Origin of the sequence: Mesorhizobium neociceri (genome assembly GCF_013520985.1) — a bacterium.
Taxonomy (GTDB): Bacteria; Pseudomonadota; Alphaproteobacteria; order Rhizobiales; family Rhizobiaceae; genus Mesorhizobium; species Mesorhizobium neociceri.
This window is the reverse complement of the sequence record NZ_JACDTY010000008.1, coordinates 267,098-283,005: the sequence shown is the minus strand read 5'-3', so window position 1 is coordinate 283,005 and position 15,908 is coordinate 267,098. Positions and strand designations below refer to the sequence as shown.

The window sequence follows — 15,908 nt, the reverse complement described above, 5'->3', positions numbered from 1 at the left end:
AATAATCAAATGACGCAGCTCGATAAATTTTTTATAATTATATCAATTAGTTAACTTGCTGCACGACAAATCAGGCTTGGCGCTCCGCCAAGCGGCGTTCACCGGTCGTTGTACAATCCATCAATGAAATCGAACTATCGGTTCGGCTTCTTCAGCGGATCAACTGATTAGACGGCTCAACGGCTGATAAGCGCGCGTGAATGTTCATTCGGACGCTCGGCAATGCCGGTCACGCGAAACCAAGCACGTCGCGCATGTCGTATTCGCCGGGCGGACGGCGGGCGACCCAAAGTGCCGCCGCGATCGCGCCGCGCGCGAACATCGATCGGTCGCCGGCTGAATGGGAGAGCGTGAGCGTCTCGCCCTCGGCCAGCAAGCTCACACTGTGCTCGCCGACGATGCTGCCGCCGCGCAGCACGGCAAAGCCGATCTCGCCGACAGGGCGCGGACCTGTGACGCCGTCGCGGGTGCGCTTTGCCACATCGTCCAAGATGACGCCGCGCCCCCGCGCGGCCGCCTCGCCCAGCATCAGCGCCGTGCCCGACGGCGCATCGACTTTGGAGCGGTGGTGCGCTTCCAGGATTTCGATGTCGGCGTCGGGACCAAGCGCACGCGCCGCCTGTTCGACCAGGCCGGTCAGCATGTTGAGCCCAAGCGAGTAGCTGCCGGAACGCACGATGGCGACAGACTTCGAGGCGGTAGCGATGGCGGCGAGCTCGGCCGGCTCGAAGCCGGTCGAGCCGATGACCAGCGCCGGGCCGCCGCGCGCGGCGCAGGCTTTTGCAAGATCAACGGAGGCCGCCGGCGTGGTGAAGTCGATGACGACATCGGCAAGCGCCAGCGCCTCGTCACGTTGGACCAGACCCTCGCCGGCGCTGCCCGGCCGATGGAATCGCGCAACGAGTTGCAGCCGAGGATCGGCCTCAGCGGCCAGCGCCATCTGCCTGCCCATACGGCCGAGGGCACCGGCTATGGCAATCTTCACTGGATGCGGCATGGCGGCTTTCGTTGGAAATGCTTTACCGAACAATGGTCTGGCATGTCGCCTTGCCAGATTGATTCAACCGCCGCCATGCATCTTGATCATCATTCCAGCGATTTCCTTCACCAGCTTGGCGGCGACAAGCGCCGTCAGGTTGGAGACGTCCTGGCTTGCATTGTATTCGACGACATCGGCTGCGACGATGGGCTGGTCGATCCGCTGAATCAGGCCGATCACTTGCCGGGTTGTAAGACCACCGGGTTCGCGGTGCGATACGCCGGGCGCACAGGCCGGATCGAGGCCGTCGAGATCCACCGAGAGATAGACCGGCGTCTTGAGGTCGAGCCGCCGATCCTCGCTGAAATGGCGCGCCTCGATCACCTCGACGCCGAAGCGCCCGAGCTGATCGCGAAGCTCGTCGTTCAGGGTACGCAAACCGATCTGGATCAGCCGGTCGGCCAGTCCCTCCTCCAGGACGCGCGCGAAGGACGAGGTGTGCGAGCGCTTGTTGCCCTGATAGGCATCGTAGATATCGGGGTGGGCGTCGATCTGGACGATCGTCAGTTTGGGGTGGCGGCGGCGCACGGCGCGCAGCACTGGCCAGGCGATGGCATGGTCGCCGCCGAGGCTGATCAGCGGAAGGCCGGCATCCAGCGCTTGACCGACCTCGGCCTCGATCCGCTCCCACGGGTCGCCACCGCGTGTGAAATCGATGTCGCCATGGTCGAGAAAACTGTCCGCCACATCGAAGCCTGTCTCACTCCACGAACTGTGGGCGTCGCTTTTGAGTTCGCGCCGGATCAGGGCCGGTGCTGCGGCCGCGCCCTTGAGATAGGACGAGTTCTCGTCATGCGGTATTCCCAGAAGCGAAACCCTGGCCATTGGCGTGCGATCTCCGGCAACAGGCAATCTCCCTAAACCCGGGAGCTGGTTGGCGATACCGTAGCCGCTTGGGCCAGCAGCGCGGTTAGGCCGTAGTCATTTCCCGACCGCGCCGCCCAACCGTTGCCTGACGATCGCGACATGGAAATCGGTGCCGTGCAGCAGCCCTTCATCATTGAAGTCGTAGCTGGAATTGTGCAGCGGCGCCGACGCCTCGCCATTGCCGAGGAAGACAAAGCAGCCCGGCACGTGATCGAGGAAGCGGGCGAAATCCTCCGAGGCGGTCATCGGCTCCGCCGCGACGCCGACTGCGTCATTGGTCAGCACGTGTCTTGCCGCAGCAAAGACCTCATCGACCAGATCGGCATCATTTTGCAGCGGCACGAACTCCCTGGTGTAGGTGACCTCGACGGCGACATTGTAGGCGGCAGCCGTACCCGCTGCGATGACCCGCATCTGGCGCTCGATCTCGGCGCTGACCTCGGGCCGAAAGCTGCGGGCGTCGCCGAGGATGCGGGCGAGACCAGGCAGTGCGTTGCGGGTTCCGTCGGTGATCAACTCGGTCACCGAAACCACCGAAATGTCGGCGGGGCTCAGCCGGCGCGAAACAATGGTCTGCAGATTGGTGACCAGGGCGCAGGCGGCAACCAGCGTCTCGTTGCCCGAATGCGGCCGCGCCGCGTGGCCGCCAATCCCCTTGAGCACGATCTCGAAATTGTCCTCCGCCGACATGAACGGGCCGGCACGGGTTTCAAAATGGCCGATGGGCAGGCCCGGCATGTTGTGGAGGCCAAAGATCTCATCGAAGGGAAAGCGCTGCATCAGGCCGTCGTCGAGCATGGCGAGCGCACCTTTGCCCCACTCCTCGGCCGGCTGGAAGATGAAGCGCACGGTGCCGTCGAAACCGCCCTCGGCGGCCAGCAGCTTTGCCGCGCCGAGCAGCATGGTGGTGTGGCCGTCATGGCCGCAGGCATGCATGATGCCGGGGTTCTGCGATCGATAGGCGGCCCCCGACTGCTCGGTGATGCGCAGCGCGTCCATGTCGGCCCTGAGCGCAATCGCCCGGTTGCCGCTACCGCGCTTCAGCGTGCCGACAACGCCGGTGCCGCCGACACCCTCGGTGACATCGTCCAGCCCGAATTCACGCAGCTTGGCGGCGACGAAGGCGGCTGTGCGCTTTTCCTCGAAACCGAACTCGGGATGCGCGTGCAAATCACGACGCCAGCCGGTCATCTCCCGCTTCAGCACATCATGATCGAGCTCAGCCATATTCTCCCCGACCTATTTTGCAAGCTGGGTGGCGACATCAAGCAGGATGTTGGCGCCGGCGACAAGCTCGGCATCTTCGGTATGTTCGCGCGGACTGTGGCTGATGCCGCCGGCGCTGGGCACGAAGATCATCGCCGCCGGCGCGATGCGGGCCATCATCTGCGCATCATGGCCGGCGCCGGAGGTCATGCGCCTCACAGCGAGACCACGGTTTTTGGCTGCCGCCTCGATCCGCTCGACGATGCCGATGTCGAACAGCACCGGCTCGAATCGCGCCAGCCGTTCGACCGAGATCGATACGTTCTCCGAAACGGCAAGGTCTTCGAGATAGGCGGCAAGGGCTGCCTCATGCGCCTGCAAACTCTGTTCGTTGGGGTCACGCAGATCGACGGTGAAGATAGCGCGCGAAGGGATGACGTTGATGGCATTCGGCTCGAAGCGCATCGTGCCGACAGTAGCCACGGTCGGCCCGTTGGAATCCGTGGCCCGGTCGTGCAGGAAGGTGATGACACGAGCGGCGGCGTGGCCGGCATCGCTGCGCATCGACATCGGCGTGGTGCCGGCATGGTTGGCGGCGCCATCAATGGTGATGCGCTGCCAGGAGATGCCTTGCAAATTCTCGACCGCGCCGATCGGCACGCCTTCGCGTTCCAGCACCGGCCCCTGTTCGATATGCAGTTCGAGATAGGCGCGCGGTTTGAGGAAACCGGGCTCGCGGTCGCCGGCATAACCGATGCGCGCAAGTTCCTGGCCCAGCACGCTGCCATCCGTTCCGACAGCGGCCAACATCGCGTCGGCGCTCGCGCCACCGGCATGGACAAGCGACCCCATCATGTCGGGCGTGTAGCGCACGCCTTCCTCATTGGTGAAAGCGGCAACCGCGACCGGGCGCGACGGCGAAAAGCTCGACGCCTTCAGTGTCTCGATCACCTCAAGCCCGGCCAGCACGCCGTAGCAGCCATCATAGATGCCGGCATCGATGACGGTGTCGATGTGCGAACCGATGAGCAGCGGCGCCTGCCCGGCATTGTCGGGGCTTTGCCAGATGCCGAAAATATTGCCGACCCGGTCGATGGCGACATCGAGCCCGGCCTGCCGAAGCCAGCCGACAAAGAGGTCGCGGCCCTGCCTGTCGGTGTCGGAGGCGGCGAGCCTGATCAACCTGCCCTCACCGTCACGACCGACGGAACCAAGCTCACGGATGCGGCCAAGCAGACGCGCTGCATCGACGCCGATCATGACAATGCCCCGACTGGCACTTTGCCCGCCAGCACATCGGCGGGGCTTTGCCCAACCAGCTCGGTATAGCGATGCGGATCGGTGGCGCCTTCGGTGTTGATCAGCAGCACGCGCGATTGGCCGTCGAGCCCGAGAGCGGCGCTGTTGTCGGTCACTGCCCGGATCAGCCCGGCAAGGCCGACGCCGCCGCTTTCGCCTGACACGATCGCCGGATCGCCGCCAGCCGGCCGCGCCAGCCGGCGCATCACCGCGACGGCCTCGTCCTCGTCCACCGTCATGAAGGCATCGGCAACACGCGCCAGCACGCGCCAGGCGACTGGCGAGGCCTCATAGCATTCCAGCATCGCCATCACCGTCGGCTGATCGTGCGCGACCTTGACCACGCGGCCTGCCCGGGCGGCCGCGACAACGCAGGCGGCGCGGGCCGGCTCGACCACGATGAATGTCGGCCTGGCCTCGCCAAGCACGATGGCGAGATGGCCTGCTACCGCGGCAGCTATACCGCCGACACCGGCTTGCACGAAGACATGGGTTGGCGGCTGTGGCAACTGACGCAAGGCTTCGCGCACGATCGCCGTATAGCCCTGCATGACGAGACCGGGGATGCGCTCATAGCCCGGCCAGGAGGTGTCGGACACCACGGTCCAGCCCTTCTCGGCGGATACTTCGGCAGCTTGCCTCACCGAGTCGTCGTAGTTGCCGTCGACGCGGATTATCTCGGCGCCATAGCGGGCTATCGCCGCAATGCGCTCTTCGCTGACGCCGGCATGAACGAAGATCGCCGCCTTGGCGCCGACAAGCTGCGCACCTTGCGCAACCGAGCGACCATGATTGCCATCGGTGGCGCAGGCGACCGTCATGCCGGCTGCAACGGCCCGGACGTCAGGCCGATCGAGATCGGCCACATCGACCGGTCGGCCGAGCCGGCGTTCGGCCTCCTCCAGCACCAGACGGAAGACGGCATAGGCGCCGCCCAGCGCCTTGAAGCTGCCGAGGCCGAGGCGAAAGCCTTCGTCTTTGATGTGGATGGCGCCGAGGCCGAGTTCGCCGGCCAGCGCCGGAAAGGCATGCAATGGCGTTGCCAGGTGATTGTCGCGATGGGCCAGAAAACGTTCGACTGTGTCGGCGCCGGCGGTCCCCAGCGTTTCGGCATCGATCGGATCGAGCGGCCGGCGGTGCAAGGCATTGTTGTTGAGCAGGAACACGGGCGGCCTCCTTGGGTGTGACGAAATCATATTGCAGCGGAGACGCAAAGAGCGCTGTAATTGGCACTTCAGAATGCAAGTTTGTTTCGCCGGGATCCCTCCATTGGCTGCATTGCCCTCACTCGACAGCTTCGACCTCGCCATCCTTGCCATCCTGCAAAGGGACAATACGACACCGCAGCGGCTGATCGGCGAAGCCGTCAACCTGTCGGCGCCAGCGGTGCAGCGGCGCATCAAGCGCATGGAACAGTCCGGCGTCATTGCCAGCAATGTCGCCGTCGTCGAGCCGGCGGCGGTTGGCCAGCCCATCACCATCTTCGTCGAGGTGGAACTGGAGAGCGAACGCTCAGACCTGATCGACGCGGCCAAGCGGCAATTCTCGGCGGCGCCCGAAGTGCAACAATGCTACTACGTCACCGGCGAGGCCGACTTCATCCTGGTCATCACCGTGGCTGACATGGGCGCCTATGAGGCGCTGACGCGCAAACTGTTCTTCGACAGCAAGAATGTCCGAAAATTCCGCACCTTCGTGGCCATGGACCGGGTCAAGGTCGGCCTGACGGTGCCCCTGCCGTAGTAGGCCAGCCGGTCTCAGTCGGCCGGCCGCAGCCAGACCTTGTTGTCGTGGAAGGCCGCACCGCCATAGGGCGCGGGCGCATCGGCGCCGGTCAGCACATTGATGCCTTCGCCGCGCTCATGGGCGCTGTTCGGCCAGATGCCCTCGGCGATCACCACGCCGCGCTTGAGGCCGTCGAACAGTTTTGCGTGCAGCACCACCTCGCCACGCCGGTTGCCGACCTCGATGCGGTCGCCGTCGCCCAATCCAAGGGCTGTGGCGTCGTCCGGATGCAGCAGGAGTTCCGGCCGGCCTTCCTTGGCTTTCGACACCGGCGTTTCCGAGAATGTCGAATTGAGGAAGTTGCGCGCCGGTGATGTCGTCAGCCGGAACGGATGCTCGGCGTCCGCCACCTCGATCAGGTCGACATGGTCGGGAAATTCCGGCAGCTCGGCCACCGGCCCGAACAGGCCCATGCTTTTCGGCGGCCGGTTGGGCGCCGCCTGCCCGCTCCAGTTGGCGCGGAAGTGGAATTTCTTGTCGGCATGACCGAAGCCATTGACGAAATGTGCCGCCTCGAAATCCGGCTGCAGGTCGACCCATTTGTCTTCCTTCAGGCTGGCGAAGCTGCCTAGCCCGCGCTTGCCCAGGATGATGTCGATATGCTGCTGCTCGGTGAGACCAAAGCCCGGCCGGTCGGCGACGCCGAGACGTTCGGCCAGCTGCTCGATGACGAAATGGTTGGTGCGCGGCCCTTCCGGCGGCTCGATCAGCTTGGGACCGAGCGTGATGTGCTGGTTGCCGCCGCCCTTGTAGACGTCGTCATGCTCCAGGAACATCGTTGCCGGCAAAACGACATCGGCGAGCTTGGCCGTGTCGGTCATGAACTGCTCGTGCACGCAAGTGAACAGGTCGTCGCGTAGAAACCCTTGCTTCACCAGCCGCTGCTCCGGCGCGACATTGGCCGGATTGGTGTTCTGGATCAGCATCGCCGTCACCGGGGGACCGCCATAGAGCGCGTCCGCGGCACCTGTCAGCACCGGGCCGGTACGCGACTGGTCGAGATAGCGGATCGAGGGATCGCGCATCGCCGTGCCTTCAAGCACATCCTGGTTGAGCTTGAAGATGCCGGAATTGGAATGGAAGGCGCCACCGCCCTCATATTGCCAGGCGCCGGTGACGGCGGCGATGCAGGACGCCGCATGCATGTTGACCGAGCCGTTGCGCTGGCGGGCAAAGCCATAGCCGAGGCGGAAGTAGGTTTTCTTCGTCGTGCCAACCAAACATGCGAAGGCCTCGATCTCGGCGACGGTAAGGCCGGTGATGGCGGCGGCCCATTGTGGCGTGCGCGTCTCCAGATGCGCTTCCAGCCCCTTGGGATCGTCCGTGTATTTTTCGAGATAGGCGCGGTCGGCCATGCCTTCCCTGAACAGCACATGCATCACCGCGCAGGCCAGCGCGCCGTCGGTGCCGGGCTTCAGCACCAGGCCCATGTCGGCCTGCTTCATCGTCGCGTTCTCGTAGACGTCGATGACGACGATCTTCGCCCCGCGTTCCTTGCGTGCCTTGATGGCGTGGGTCATGACATTGACCTGCGTGACCACTGCATTGGTGCCCCAGATCACCACGCAGTCGGATTTCGCCATTTCGCGCGGATCGGGACCGCGCAAGGCACCCGCCCCCATCATCCAGCCGGTCCAGGCCAGATTTGTGCAGATCGAACCGAAGAAGCCGGAGTATTTTTTCGCATGGCGCAGCCGGTCGATGCCATCGCGCTGCACCAGACCCATCGTGCCGGCATAGTAATAAGGCCAGACGGTCTCCGAGCCGTATTTTTCCTCGGCCGCGATGAATTTTTCGGCGACGAGGTCGAGCGCCGCTTCCCAGCTGGATTCCTTCCAGATGCCGTCGCCCTTGGCGCCGGCGCGCACCATTGGCTTCAGCAGCCTATCGGGGTGATGGACGCGGTCGGCATAGCGGGCGACCTTGGCGCAGACAACGCCCGATGTGTAGGTGTTGGCCTTGGCGCCATGGACGCGGCCGATGCGGTTGCCGTCGAGCAGCTCGACCTCGAGTGCGCAGGTCGACGGACAATCATGCGGACAGGCCGAATGGCCGATGCGAAGCTTGGCGTGTTGGTTCATGGGGCCAAATTAACCGTTTGTGACGGCGACGTGTAGGGCCAGTTACACGCCATCGATGCGCTTGACGGTCACATGATGCGGTCAAACTACGCCTAACTCAGTTGCCGTCGCAACACCGCGTCGAGCGACAGACGGCCCGGTCCGCCGATGGCGAGCGTTGCAAGGCCGCCGAGGTAGAGCAGGACGATCTCGTAGCCGACTGGGCCGAATTTGATACCGTCAGCGGTCACTTCGGTGAATTTCACCGAAAAGAACCCATACTGCGCATGCACAGTGAACAGCGCCGACAACAGCACGATGGCCATCGGCACGCTGACCAATGGAATGAAGGCACCCGCCAGCACGGCGGCTCCTCCGACAAGCTCGACCAGCGTCGTCAGCCAGGCCAGCAGCTGTGGCAGGGGAACACCTAGCGTGTCCAGCACCGCGCCAAAGGTTTCCGGCCCCCGGCTGAGCTTGGCGTAGCCATGCGCCAGAAAACCGAAACCCACGATCAACCGGATCGGCACCGGTGCCCATGCGGCAACGGTTTGTGGCGCCGAAAACAGGGCGACTTTTGAGAGGAATCCGGAAAATTGCATGCTGGGGACACTTTCTTTGTGAGATCTGGCTTTGGAGGATCTTGCCGAGGAACCGGCACGATTGGCGTGGCTTATAGCCTCATGGACAGTTCGGTATTCGCGCTCCGGCGGACCCACGTTACCGCCTCACGGCAACGTGACCGCCGCGCCGCGGACAAGCATCGATGGTAAGTGAAGGCCCAGGCGGCTGTGCCAGTTGCGGGCGCTCCTTGGCAGCAGCGCTTCAGAATCGCGTCGTCAGAGCCGTCAGCCATTCGGGCGACGCATTGACCAGCGCGGTCTCCAGCGCCTTGTCGAAACCCGACAGGATCGCGCCCGCCGTGAGCAGTAGAACGATGCCAAGCGCTATCTTCATGCCACCGCCGGCCTCCGCAATCCTGCTGCGCCAGCGCAGCAAGGTTTCGCGCGACAGCGTGCCGAGGATCAGCAACGGCACTGCGGCGCCAATGCCGAACACGACCATGGTGGCCGCGACCTGACCAAGGTCGTGTCCTTGGGCGGCAAGGACGGAAGCCGCACCGAGCGTCGGCCCGACGCAGGGGCTCCATACCGCGCCCAGAAGCAGACCGACGCCGAATTGCCCCCACAGGCCGATGGATGAAAAGCCTCCGAACCGTTGCTCAACCCAGTTCCCGGCCGGTCCGGCTGCCAGCGCGACCCGCGCCTGCAGGGCAGGCACAACCAGTATGGCGCCAAGGACAAGCATCAGCATGGCGGCAGCACTTCGAAACACACCACCGTCCAGGCCAATGGAAAAACCGATTGTGGCGACGAACAAGCCGATAACCGTGAACGACAAGGCCAGCCCTGTTGCAAGTGCAACGGGCCCATAACGATGCTGGCTGACAGCAGCTCCGAGCACAATCGGGATCAGCGGCAGCACGCAGGGCGACAGCGTCGACAGCACACCAGCCAGGAACGAGAAGAAAAAGCCAAGCAGCATCGCCGTCGCTCAGATCGTGGTGTCAAGCAACCGTTTGATGGCATCCGCCTGGGTGACGCCGACCAGCCGGCCTACTTCCTTCGTGCCCTTGTAGGTAATCAACGTGCTCTGCATCTGCGCGCCGAAGGCACGCACAATGTCTTTCTGGGAATCGAAATCCACCTCGAACACGGCCAGATCCGCATGCTCTGCCATCGGCAGCAACTGGCCAAGCACCTTCTTCTGCGCCTTGCAGGTTGGACACCACGAGGCTGTGATCTCGACCAGGATCGGTTTGCCCGCTTTCTGCGCCTCATCGAATGCCTGCTGGGTGTAGGCCATGTGGTCGGCCGCAAGTGCCGCGGGGGCGCAGGCGATGCTCGAGACGGCGGCAAGGGCGATGAGAAACATACGGCGGTCGAACATTCTTCTGCTCCCGAAAGCGGTGGCAAGGCACGCGAGCCCAGCATGACGTCACAGTCTGCTATTCGCATCACACGAGCCAGCCGTTACAGGCTCACGGTCATGTTACCGCAGGAGCAAGGAGTAGCGCGCCGCGCCTGGTATCTGGATAAGAGCACCACTTCCGTTGCGACGGAGAACGCAGCCGTCCTACTCCGCCGTGCCTTCCTCATACTCGGCCGACATGGTCAGCCATTTCTCCTCATGGCCGGCAAGCTGCTGTGCCAGCTGTGAGCGCTCCTTGGCGAGCCGGGTCGCCGTCGACGGATCCTTCTCGTAGACGGCCGGATTGGCGAGTTCGTCCTCGATCAGGTCGATGCGCTTGCGGATGCGGTCCATCAGCGCCTCGGTGGCGCGGATTTCCTTGGCCAGGGGTTCGAAGGTGGCGCGGCGCGCCGCTGCATCGCGGCGGCGATCGGCCTTTGATGCCTTCTCGGCCTCGCGCTTGCCGCGGCGGTCGCCGGACACACCGGTGACCAGCGTCTTGTAGTCCTCAAGGTCGCCATCATACGGGTTGACCGCGCCGTCCTTGACCAGCCACAGCCGGTCGGCGGTCGCCTCCAGAAGATGGCGGTCGTGCGAGATCAGGATGACGGCGCCGGGAAACTCGTTCAGCGCATGGATCAAGGATTCACGGCTGTCGATGTCGAGATGGTTGGTCGGTTCGTCGAGGATGAAGAGGTTCGGCCCTTCGAACGCCGACAGACCCATCAAAAGCCTTGCCTTCTCGCCGCCCGACAGGTCCTTGGCGGCGGTGTTCATTTTTTCTGTGGTCAGGCCGAACTGGGCGACACGGCCGCGGACCTTGGATTCCGGCGCTTCCGGCATCAGCCGGCGGACATGCTCATAGGCGTTTTCGTCCGGTCTCAGATCATCCAGTTGGTGCTGGGCGAAGATCGCCACCTTCAGCCCGGGCGCCACCGTCATGGTGCCGGTTTCCTGCTTCAGCCGGCCCGAGAGCAGCTTGGCGAAGGTCGACTTGCCGTTGCCATTGGCGCCGAGCAGTGCGATGCGGTCGTCGGCGTCGATGCGCAGCGTCATCTTCTTCAGGATCGGCCGGCCCTCGGTGTAGCCGACATTGACGTTATTGAGCGCCACAATCGGCGAGGCCACGGTCTTGACCGGCTCCGGGAAGGAGAAGGGCCGTACCGTGTCGTTCACGATCGCGGCGATCGGCTTCATCTTCTCCAGCGCCTTGATGCGCGACTGCGCCTGCCTCGCCTTGGAAGCCTTGGCGCGGAAGCGCTCGACGAAGGACTCCATATGTTTGCGCGCGGCTTCCTGCTTGACGCGGCCCTTCTCCTGCAATTCCTTCTGCTCGGTGTACTGGCGCTCGAACTGGTCGTAGCCGCCACGCCAGAAGGTCAGCTTCTTCTGGTCGAGATGAACGATGGAATTGACGGCGCGGTTGAGCAGGTCGCGATCGTGCGAGATCAGAAGCACGGTGTGCGGGTATTTCGACACATAGTTTTCCAGCCACAGCGTGCCTTCGAGATCGAGATAGTTGGTCGGCTCGTCGAGCAGCAGAAGATCGGGCTCGGCAAACAGCACCGCGGCGAGCGCCACGCGCATCCGCCAGCCGCCGGAAAAGGACGAGGCCGGGCGGCGCTGCGCGGCGTCGTCGAAGCCGAGACCGGCAAGAATGGTGGCCGCGCGCGACTCGGCTGAGTGCGCGTCGATGTCGGCCAGCCGCATGTGGATGTCGGCGATGCGGTGCGCGTCGGTGGCGGTCTTTTCCTCTTCAAGCAGCGCGGTGCGCTCGAGGTCGGCCTTGAGCACGATCTCGATCAGCGGCTCCTCGGTGCCCGGCGCTTCCTGCGCCACCTGGCCGATGCGAGTGTTCTTGGGCAGGCTGATCGAGCCGGTCTCGGAGGGGAAATCGCCGGTGATGGCCTTGAACAAGGTCGTCTTGCCGGTGCCATTGCGGCCGACGAGGCCGGCCTTGGTGCCGGCTGGCAAGGTCAGCGAGGCATGATCGAGAAGCAAGCGTCCGGCCATGCGGAGCGAAAGATCGTTGATGATAAGCATGGCCGCGCTTTTGCACGGGACACCGGCGCTTCGCAAGGGCTTGGGGGTCGGCTGGCACGATCTGACGCGAAAACCGCACGAGGTGGCGTACCATCGCAGGCTGTTGTGCGGGCACGGACAGCGCTCTTTCGCGCCGGCCCGGCGGCGTAGCCGAAGGAGGGTCTCGGCGGAGGCATAAGCAATGCGTTATATCGCTTAGTCCAAGCATCACGCTGTCAGAAAATTGACTTCAATTTTCTTATCAATGCTGTGAACATGTAATCGCGCCGTGAGTCGACTTTGAGGGGCGCCAAAAACAATTTGACGGTCAGGAGCTTACGATGGAAAGGGCCGAAAACGATCTACGCGTCTTAAGATATGTCGCCGAAATTACGCGGAAATTGGCGAGGATGCTTTCGCAGACGCGTTATCACATGTTGGTCTATTTTCTGGAAATGACGGCCATCGAAGCCGACAATCTGGCCGCCGAGCAAGATGCAGGACGGACGGAAAGTCAGACGCCGCCGGAGTGATCCGGTTGAATGCGTTGCAGAAGGCGGTCGAGCGCGTCCAGGCAGTTGAGCCGGAGCGCTTCGACGGTGAGCTGGTCGTGGCTTTCGACGATTGCGCGCTCGAAGACATTCAACATGTCGAGCGCGGCCAGGATCGCGGCGTCCGGCCTGTCTGGAATGTGTCCCATCCCGGTTGAGCCGGGATGGAGTTGTATGACATTGGATCGAGCGGGACTTTTTGCGAAGGCCCGACCCCACTGTTCGCAATCGTGCTTCAGGGACAACAGGGCATGGCGTGCCTCGACGCCCTGGCGCGGATCGACGGCGGTCTGGCCGAGGATCCGCTCCCGCAGCCAGCCGAGCGCGACAAGATGATGGCGCGCCGGCAGGGTTGCGGAAGCATTTTCGCCAGGGATCAATGGCCGGTCCCTCGGTTGGAACCGCTCCTGCGGTCAGGCCTTTGGCTTGCGCTTCGTCACCTTGGCCGCAACGGCCGGAACGGCCGGCTTGCGGCCGAGGCCCGAGGATTTGGCCAATGCCGAACGGGTCGCGGAATAGTTCGGCGCCACCATCGGATAGTCCGACGGCAAGCTCCATTTGGTGCGATACTCGTCCGGGCTGAGGCCATGGTCGGTCATCAAGTGACGCTTCAGCGACTTGAATTTCTTGCCATCCTCGAGGCAGACGATGTGGTCGGGAAACACCGAACGCTTCGGATTGACGGCCGGGTTAAGCGCAGGGCTCTCCACGGCAGCAGCATTGCCCAACTTGCGAACCGATGCGCTGACGCTTGCGATCAAATCCGGTAGACTAGAAGCCGGCAGTGGATTGTTGCCGACATAGGCCGATACAATGTCGGCGGTCAGTTCAATAGCAGTCTTGTTGTCGAGAGTTTGCAATTTGTTTTTCTCCCGCCGGTGATGCAGTTGCCGGCTTTTTTTTGAAGAGTGTTCTCGATGTATCCACTTAACAGCACCCCCCCAGCGGGTCGTTAAGCGTCAGTAAATCATCAAGAATCAGTGCAGGAGGATGTTTCCACATCAGGTTGCAAAGTTGCAAATTAGAAAATCTAATACTTCGAAGCGGCCGATTTCGCCCTTGCCGAGCTAACGGGTCTGGAGTCGGCCAATATCTCTAGAATACGTTTCCAGCGGGCGCACCGCCCGAAATCCTTCTGCTCTATCGCCTTCTCGGCCTTCATCGCGGCATAGAGCGGCGCTTCGGCGCCGAACTCCTTGATCAGCCAGAATGCTTCCTGTCTGGCGAGGCGTTCATCGTCGTCAAGCATGGTTTTCAGCCTCCGAGCGTTCTATGCCCACCGCAATGCAACTACCGATGACGAGTACCGCACCGGCAATCGCGGTCAGCGTCAGCGTTTCACCGGACATCGTCAGCAGCAGCGTCGAGGCGATCGGCGTCAGATAGGCGACAACCGCAACCTTGCCGCCGCCTTCGAGCTTCAAGGCGCGCGACCAGAAATAATAGCCCAGACCCATCGGACCGGCGCCGAGATAGAGGCCAAGCAGGAGGTCCGCGCCAGCTGGCCAGGCCGCGCCGTCGTGAACACACCACAGCAAGGTCAGGCCGACGCCGACCAGTGCCGAAGGCAAAAGCAAACGCTCCGACGGTGTGGCCAGGCGAGCGACCGCGATCGAATAGAACGCCATGCACAGTGCTGAGCCGAAGGCGGCTAGATAGCCGACGATGCTGCCCTGGAGAAAAGGCTGGCCGCGGCCACCCGAGATCACCAGCGCCACGCCGACAAAACCGAGCACGGCAGTCGAGCCGAGGAGCACAGGGCGTTGCGGCTTGCCCAGCACGATGACCGCCGCCGCGACCATCAGCGGCCAGGTGTAGGCGACGAGATTGGCCTCGATCACCGGCATTGAGGCAAAGGCGATGTATTGCAGCACCATGGTGCCGACCAGGCCGATGATGCCGACCGCAATCGACCGAGCGCCTGTGGCTGCGTTTTCCGGCGCCGCGTTCTTGCGGCTCGCCAGATGGATGACGGCGAACACCAGTGCCGCTCCGCAAAACTGCAGCAACTGCACGAGCGACACCGGATGGCTGGCCAGCAGGGATTTGCCGACCAGCGCGTTGGTCGACCACAGGGCGACCGCGCCGGCGGCGAAGACCAGGGCCGATGGCGAGCCCGATCCATCCCGGAACCGCCGGGATGGCGCCCTGTTTCCATTGCCGACCATGATTTCTTCCGAACCGACGGTCAAACCGGTGTCCACTTCTATGCTCAGGCTACCATGATTCCCTTGACCCGCCCGGGGACGGCGCATCGGCCGCCGCCGCAACCGGACGCTCTTCCTCGAAGCGGCGATAGGCCGGCAGCTGGTTTGTCCAGACGTCTTCGGCCAACTCGTTGACCCATTCGCGATCATGATCATTGTCGGCGGCGAGATAGAACATGCGGTTGTCATCGACATAGGGCTTGGCCACCGAGCGCTGGTTGAGCACCAGCGTGACGCGCTCACCGAACTGGATCGGTGCCGTCCGGTGCAGAACGCCAAGAAACTGCCCGAGCGTCGCGTAGTTTATCTTGTGGTCGATTCGCATGATGCGGTTGCGCGGGATCTCGCGGCCGGATTCGAGGATGGCGCGGCCGGTCTCGGAATCATCGCAGTAGATTTCGAGATGGCCGCCAACCAGCGGATTGCTGATCGACAGCGGAATGAGTTCGGTGACCGGAACACCGTCGCAATGCCAATCGACGGCGCCGTCCTTGGGATTCATGAAAGTGACGGTCGAACCGACGATCGACAGCGGGTACGGTTCGAGCTTGGTGCCCATCATATCGGACAGACGTTCCAGGCGCAGCTTGTCATGCAGGAGTTCCTTGATCTCCGGAATGAAGCGATCGGCGCCGGTGATGAAGGTCAGATCGAGATGCTTGTGCACGGCGTGGCTGGACTTGAGCTTCAACGCCGCCTCCTCGATCGCCGCCAGCAACGCCGGGTCGTAGCCGTGCAGATACTGCGCTACGCCAAAACTCGACACTTTCCAGGCTGTCTCGTGACCGATAATGGCCTCACGGCTCATCGCATAGCGCAAATCGGGAATGGTATGGGCGTTCATTCTACTTCTCCAGGGTGGGGGCATCACTTGGTAAACAGTCGATTAATTTCCCCACCC

Annotated in this window: 17 protein-coding genes; 2 read left to right on the top strand and 15 right to left on the bottom strand. The window is 63.2% G+C overall.

Translation table 11 applies throughout. From position 1 onward, the window contains the following. Positions 1-229 precede the first annotated feature (229 nt). The 5 genes from dapB to H0241_RS18660 form a co-directional block, all read right to left on the bottom strand. Entirely contained in the window at positions 230-997 is a 768-nt protein-coding gene (dapB, locus tag H0241_RS18680; RefSeq protein WP_181059119.1) for a 4-hydroxy-tetrahydrodipicolinate reductase, read from the bottom strand. Between the two features lie 63 nt (positions 998-1,060). Next, positions 1,061-1,864: an agmatinase family protein gene (locus H0241_RS18675; RefSeq protein WP_181059118.1), complete on the bottom strand. Its 804-nt coding sequence runs from the start codon at positions 1,862-1,864 to the stop codon at positions 1,061-1,063. Between the two features lie 96 nt (positions 1,865-1,960). After that, the gene (locus tag H0241_RS18670; protein ID WP_181059117.1) at positions 1,961-3,133 is read right to left on the bottom strand and encodes an amidohydrolase; all 1,173 of its coding nucleotides are present in this window, start codon (positions 3,131-3,133) and stop codon (positions 1,961-1,963) included. Between the two features lie 12 nt (positions 3,134-3,145). Beyond that, entirely contained in the window at positions 3,146-4,372 is a 1,227-nt protein-coding gene (locus tag H0241_RS18665) for a Zn-dependent hydrolase (RefSeq protein ID WP_181059116.1), read from the bottom strand. Continuing rightward, the gene (locus tag H0241_RS18660; protein WP_181059115.1) at positions 4,369-5,577 is read right to left on the bottom strand and encodes a diaminopropionate ammonia-lyase; all 1,209 of its coding nucleotides are present in this window, start codon (positions 5,575-5,577) and stop codon (positions 4,369-4,371) included. Before H0241_RS18660 ends, H0241_RS18665 begins: the two co-directional genes overlap by 4 nt. 73 nt (positions 5,578-5,650) lie before the next feature. Here H0241_RS18660 and H0241_RS18655 point away from each other — a divergent pair, with 73 nt between their 5' ends. Further along, complete coding sequence (locus tag H0241_RS18655; RefSeq protein ID WP_181059114.1) at positions 5,651-6,154, top strand: Lrp/AsnC family transcriptional regulator; 504 nt, start codon at positions 5,651-5,653, stop codon at positions 6,152-6,154. 14 nt (positions 6,155-6,168) lie between these two features. Here the strand turns inward: H0241_RS18655 and H0241_RS18650 are convergent, their stop codons facing one another. The 5 genes from H0241_RS18650 to H0241_RS18630 all read right to left on the bottom strand — a co-directional run bounded on the left by H0241_RS18650 (position 6,169) and on the right by H0241_RS18630 (position 12,270). Next, positions 6,169-8,277: a molybdopterin-containing oxidoreductase family protein gene (locus tag H0241_RS18650; protein WP_181059113.1), complete on the bottom strand. Its 2,109-nt coding sequence runs from the start codon at positions 8,275-8,277 to the stop codon at positions 6,169-6,171. Between the two features lie 92 nt (positions 8,278-8,369). Continuing rightward, complete coding sequence (locus tag H0241_RS18645) at positions 8,370-8,858, bottom strand: DoxX family protein (RefSeq protein ID WP_181059112.1); 489 nt, start codon at positions 8,856-8,858, stop codon at positions 8,370-8,372. Between the two features lie 223 nt (positions 8,859-9,081). Beyond that, positions 9,082-9,801: a cytochrome c biogenesis CcdA family protein gene (locus H0241_RS18640; RefSeq protein WP_181059111.1), complete on the bottom strand. Its 720-nt coding sequence runs from the start codon at positions 9,799-9,801 to the stop codon at positions 9,082-9,084. A gap of 9 nt (positions 9,802-9,810) precedes the next feature. Further along, positions 9,811-10,206, bottom strand: coding sequence for a thioredoxin family protein (locus H0241_RS18635; protein ID WP_181059110.1), 396 nt, complete (start codon positions 10,204-10,206; stop codon positions 9,811-9,813). 186 nt (positions 10,207-10,392) lie between these two features. After that, complete coding sequence (locus H0241_RS18630) at positions 10,393-12,270, bottom strand: ABC-F family ATP-binding cassette domain-containing protein (RefSeq protein WP_181059109.1); 1,878 nt, start codon at positions 12,268-12,270, stop codon at positions 10,393-10,395. 320 nt (positions 12,271-12,590) lie between these two features. Here H0241_RS18630 and H0241_RS18625 point away from each other — a divergent pair, with 320 nt between their 5' ends. After that, positions 12,591-12,782, top strand: coding sequence for a hypothetical protein (locus H0241_RS18625; protein WP_181059108.1), 192 nt, complete (start codon positions 12,591-12,593; stop codon positions 12,780-12,782). Here H0241_RS18625 and H0241_RS18620 read toward each other — a convergent pair. The 5 genes from H0241_RS18620 to H0241_RS18600 all read right to left on the bottom strand — a co-directional run bounded on the left by H0241_RS18620 (position 12,764) and on the right by H0241_RS18600 (position 15,851). After that, positions 12,764-13,180 carry a hypothetical protein gene (locus H0241_RS18620; protein ID WP_181059107.1) on the bottom strand — a complete coding sequence of 139 codons (417 nt, stop codon included), beginning with the start codon at positions 13,178-13,180 and terminating at the stop codon, positions 12,764-12,766. The genes H0241_RS18625 and H0241_RS18620 overlap by 19 nt on opposite strands. Before the next feature lie 33 nt (positions 13,181-13,213). Continuing rightward, positions 13,214-13,660 carry a MucR family transcriptional regulator gene (locus H0241_RS18615; protein WP_181059106.1) on the bottom strand — a complete coding sequence of 149 codons (447 nt, stop codon included), beginning with the start codon at positions 13,658-13,660 and terminating at the stop codon, positions 13,214-13,216. Positions 13,661-13,830: 170 nt separating this feature from the next. Next, positions 13,831-14,049 carry a hypothetical protein gene (locus tag H0241_RS18610; RefSeq protein WP_181059105.1) on the bottom strand — a complete coding sequence of 73 codons (219 nt, stop codon included), beginning with the start codon at positions 14,047-14,049 and terminating at the stop codon, positions 13,831-13,833. Next, positions 14,042-14,968: a DMT family transporter gene (locus H0241_RS18605; protein ID WP_181059147.1), complete on the bottom strand. Its 927-nt coding sequence runs from the start codon at positions 14,966-14,968 to the stop codon at positions 14,042-14,044. Before H0241_RS18605 ends, H0241_RS18610 begins: the two co-directional genes overlap by 8 nt. Before the next feature lie 49 nt (positions 14,969-15,017). Then, positions 15,018-15,851, bottom strand: coding sequence for a hypothetical protein (locus H0241_RS18600; RefSeq protein WP_181059104.1), 834 nt, complete (start codon positions 15,849-15,851; stop codon positions 15,018-15,020). Positions 15,852-15,908 lie beyond the last annotated feature (57 nt).